This window comes from Streptomyces sp. NPDC054847 (assembly GCF_053610925.1).
The window spans coordinates 1-4,469 of the sequence record NZ_JBSGZJ010000541.1 but is presented as its reverse complement, the minus strand read 5'-3'; the positions used below and the strand labels follow the sequence as shown (position 1 = coordinate 4,469).

At 70.1% G+C, this 4,469-nt stretch carries 2 protein-coding genes; both read right to left on the bottom strand.

Annotated features, from left to right (window positions below):
* Positions 1 to 40: 40 nt before the first annotated feature.
* The gene (locus ACWGH4_RS31925) at positions 41 to 1,717 is read right to left on the bottom strand and encodes a fumarate hydratase (RefSeq protein ID WP_453467023.1); all 1,677 of its coding nucleotides are present in this window, start codon (positions 1,715 to 1,717) and stop codon (positions 41 to 43) included.
* Between the two features lie 145 nt (positions 1,718 to 1,862).
* Positions 1,863 to 4,469: S8 family serine peptidase (locus ACWGH4_RS31920; RefSeq protein WP_453467021.1), on the bottom strand; the 2,607-nt coding region annotated here is incomplete at its 5' end.

Here is a 4,469-nt window from a genome sequence, read left to right as displayed (position 1 = left end):
CCCGCAGCCTGCGGGAGGGGCCGAGCCGTCGTATGCGGAGCTACGCCAGGCCCGGGCCGCGCACCGGGATGGACGTGAACGTCGGCGCGGGCGCCGGGTCCTGGAAGAAGTCGTTGCCCTTGTCGTCCACGACGATGAACGCCGGGAAGTCCTCGACCTCGATCTTCCAGACGGCCTCCATGCCGAGCTCCTCGTACTCGACGACCTCGACCTTCTTGATGCAGTCCTGCGCGAGCCGTGCCGCGGGGCCGCCGATGGAGCCGAGGTAGAAGCCGCCGTGCGTGCCGCACGCGTCGGTGACCTGCTTGGAGCGGTTGCCCTTGGCCAGCATGATCTTGGAGCCGCCGGCGGCCTGGAACTGCTCGACGTACGAGTCCATCCGGCCGGCCGTCGTCGGTCCGAAGGAGCCGGAGGCGTAACCCTCGGGGGTCTTCGCGGGACCCGCGTAGTAGACCGGGTGGTCCTTCAGGTACTGCGGCATCTCCTCACCCGCATCGAGGCGCTCCTTGATCTTCGCGTGCGCGATGTCGCGGGCGACGACGAGCGGGCCGGTCAGCGAAAGGCGGGTCTTGACCGGGTACTTGGAGAGCTCGGCCAGCATCTCGTCCATCGGACGGTTGAGGTCGATCTTCACGACGTCACCGGCCTCGTCCAGGTGCTCGTCCGTCGTGTCCGGCAGGAAGCGCGCCGGGTCGGTCTCCAGCTGCTCCAGGAAGACGCCCTCCGCCGTGATCTTGGCGACGGCCTGGCGGTCGGCGGAGCAGGAGACGGCGATGGCGACGGGCAGCGAGGCGCCGTGCCGCGGCAGGCGCACCACGCGCACGTCGTGGCAGAAGTACTTGCCGCCGAACTGCGCGCCGATGCCGATCTTCTGGGTGAGCTCGAAGACCTTCTTCTCCAGCTCCTCGTCACGGAAGCCGTGGCCGAGCTCCGACCCCTCGGAGGGCAGCTCGTCCAGGTAGTGCGCGGACGCGTACTTCGCGGTCTTCAGCGCGAACTCGGCACTGGTGCCGCCGACGACGATCGCCAGGTGGTACGGCGGGCAGGCGGCCGTGCCGAGCGAGCGGATCTTCTCCTCCAGGAACTTCATCATGGAGGTCTCGTTGAGGACCGCCTTGGTCTCCTGGTAGAGGAAGGACTTGTTGGCGCTGCCGCCGCCCTTGGCCATGAAGAGGAACTTGTAGGCGCCGCCGTCGGTCGCGTACAGCTCGATCTGCGCCGGGAGGTTGGAGCCGGTGTTCTTCTCCTCCCACATGGTGATCGGGGCCATCTGCGAGTACCGGAGGTTCAGCTCGGTGTACGCGTCGTAGATGCCGCGCGACAGGGCCTCCTCGTCGCCGCCCTCGGTGAGCACGTTCTGGCCGCGCTTGCCCATGACGATCGCGGTGCCGGTGTCCTGGCACATCGGGAGCACGCCGGCGGCGGCGATGTTCGCGTTCTTCAGCAGGTCGAGCGCGACGAACTTGTCGTTCGACGACGCCTCCGGGTCGTCGATGATCCGCCGCAGCTGCGCGAGGTGGGCCGGGCGCAGGAAGTGCTGGATGTCGTGGATCGCCTCGGAGGCCAGCTTGCGCAGCGCCTCCGGCTCGACCTTGAGGAACGTGCGGCCGTCGGCCTCGAAGGTGGAGACTCCCTCGGCCGTCACCAGACGGTACGGCGTGGTGTCCTCGCCGAGCGGCAGCAGATCCGTATATGCGAACTCCGGCATTTCGCCCATTCCTCATTTCGCAGACAGCAGCGTGCCTTCGTTGGCAGCGCCATCCAATGTAAGACGCCCGCGCGGACCCGATCCTGTGAGGTAAGGCTCACTGGCCGGGATCATGGCCGGGACCGGGGCCGCGCGGGCGAGGCAAGCGATGGCGCTACTGGGTCACGGTCGCCGTCAGCCGGTACGGGTTGTCGAGGAGCGGGGACGTGCGCCGGGACTCCACGACCAGTTCCCAGACGCCCGCTGCCGGGGCCTTGTACGTGCGGGTGGACGGGTCACAGCCGTTTCCGTCGAGGTACCCCGAGTAGCAGGACAGGGAGCCGGGCGCGGCGGACTCGCCGCTGACGCCGGTCGGCCGGAACGCCCACCAGCGGGTCTGGCTGCCGTCGGCGAGGCCGTCCAGCTTCACCGTCAGCGCCGTGGTGCCTGCCGGTACGGCGACGGTGTAGTGGACCGTGCCGTTGCGCTCGGCGACGCCGGTCACCTCGTACGTGCTGCCCGCCGCCACCGGCGTCGCCGCCTCGACGGCCAGCATCGCGGCCTGTTCGACCGCCTCGGTCGCCGGGTTGTCGATGGTCAGGACCGCGCTGTGGACGCCCTGCGTGGCCGGCTCGGCGGTGACCGGGACCACGGTCGGCTCGTCGAGGCCGAGGAGGACCGTGCGCGGAGTGGAGAAGGTGCCGTCGTTCCCGGTCAGGGAGAGCAGGTACGGAATCTTCCGGTCAGGTCCGGAGGTCCGGTGGACGGTCACGTCGTAGGTGCGGGACTCGCCGATGCCCTGGCCGCCGCTGCCCGGGGCGCAGCTGTTGAACACGCCGCTGCCGGTGTGCGGGGTGAGCAGCCTGCCGGAGAGCGGAGTGCACACGGGTGCGACGACGCTCACCGCCTCGACCGCGGTGTCCTCACCGGAGAGGAACTTCCACGCGCCCGGGACGTCGAGGCCGCCGCGGCCCTGGGCGACGGCGGGAACCTTCTCGTTGTAACGGGCCGACGAGTAGAGAGCGCTGCGGAGCTCGGCCGGGGTGGCGCTGACGTCACGCTGCTTCGCGGCCGACAGCAGCAGGGCGGCCGCGCCGGCGGCCTGCGGGGACGCCATCGAGGTCCCGTTCATCATCGAGTAGCCGACGGGCAGGGTGTAGCCGGTCTCGGGGACGGACGAGTTGGGCAGCCAGTCGGGGACGGTGGACACGGCCGCGCCGGGAGCGGTCAGGTCGGGCTTGAAGCCGCCGTCCTCACGCGGTCCGCGCGACGAGAACGGGAAGACGCCCAGCTCGTCACGCACCTGCGATCCGTAGTTCGCCCACCACGTCGCCCGGGAGACGGACGCGCCGACGCTGACGACCTTGTCGGCGGCCGTCGGATCGCCGACCGTGTTCGCACCGGCACCCGAGTTGCCGGCGGAGATGAAGAGCTGGACCCCGGACTCGTCGATCAGCCGGTTGTAGACGAGGGCACGGGCGCTCTGGCCGTCGTTGAACTCGGGCGAGGAGCCGATGGACATGTTGATCACGTCGACATCGTGCTTCGTGGCGAGATCGATCATGCCGTCGGTCAGTGCGGCGCTGGAGCACCCGAAGGAGTGGCACGCACGCATCGAGACCAGCTTGGCACCGGGCGCCTGGCCGTCCGCCCGGCCGCCGAACATGCCGTTGGCCGCCGTGATGCCCGCGACATGGGTGCCGTGCGCCTCGGTGATGACGTTCACGTTGACGCTGACCGTGCCGGGGAAGAAGTCGTTCCTGACCTGGACGGTGAACGGTATCCGCTCGTTGACCGGCGTCGACGGGTCATCGGTCCCGAAGTGGGCGATCTGCTGCTTGTCCTTGTACGGACGCAGCAGTTCCTCGTCGGTGAAGTCGTGGTCGAGGTCGGTGTCGACCCACACCGCGGAGTCCGACTCGCGGACCAGCGTCGGTACGACGGTGGCTCCCTGGGGCAGCTGGATCGGACGCAGGCCGATGCGCAGGTCGGCCGAGTCCGGCGCCTTCCACGTCTCGCCGCGGACCTGGTCGGTGAAGACCGGCCCGGACACCTTGGCCGTCGCCGACAGGTTCTGCCAGGTCGCGTCGAAGAGCAGGTCGATCAAGTTCCGCGGGTCGGTCCCGGCGACCGTGTCGACGAGTTTGCGCTCCCCGGTGGTGGTGGTCGCGAGCGCCGGATGGGTCGGATCGACTCCGGTGTCCATGATGCCGATGGTGACGCCGCGGCCGTCGTAGGAGGGGTTGCCCTCCTTGAACTGAGCGGAGCCGGTCTCCCGGGTGGGCATGTAGGCGTTGCTGTCGGGGGTCTTCGCGGAGGGCGCTTCCGGCCCCTGCCCGGCCGCGGTGGCCACGGCGTCCGACCCGTCCGGGCGGACCTCGTCGATCCTCAGCAGCTCGTCCACGTCGACGGCGACGACGTCCTCGATCGCGGCGACCCGGTCCACCATGCCGAACGGCACGTTGGCCTTGATGTAGCCGACGGCCGACTCGGTACGGGCGCTCTCGATCCCGAGGGCCGCGAGCGCTCGCTCCGCCTCGGCGGTCCGGCCGTCCCGGACGGCGATCAGCAGTGTCGCGAAGTCCGGGACCGCCCGGTCGGCGTTCTTCATGGTGGTGCGGGCGAGGTGCTGCTTGCGGTAGGTCGCGAGGAGCGCGCGGTCGTGGCTGCCGAGCTTGTCGGCGGACCGCGTCGCGGCGGCGGACACGTCGGGCTCGGCGGCGGCAGGGGTCGCCTGCGCGGGCAGAGCGGTCAGGGCGAGGCTCCCGGCGGCGAGCAGCGC

Excerpts from the sequence above, each read along its gene's own strand:
- ACWGH4_RS31925 (WP_453467023.1), bottom strand. The coding sequence starts at position 1,717 with ATGGGCGAAATGCCGGAGTTCGCATATACGGATCTGCTGCCGCTCGGC.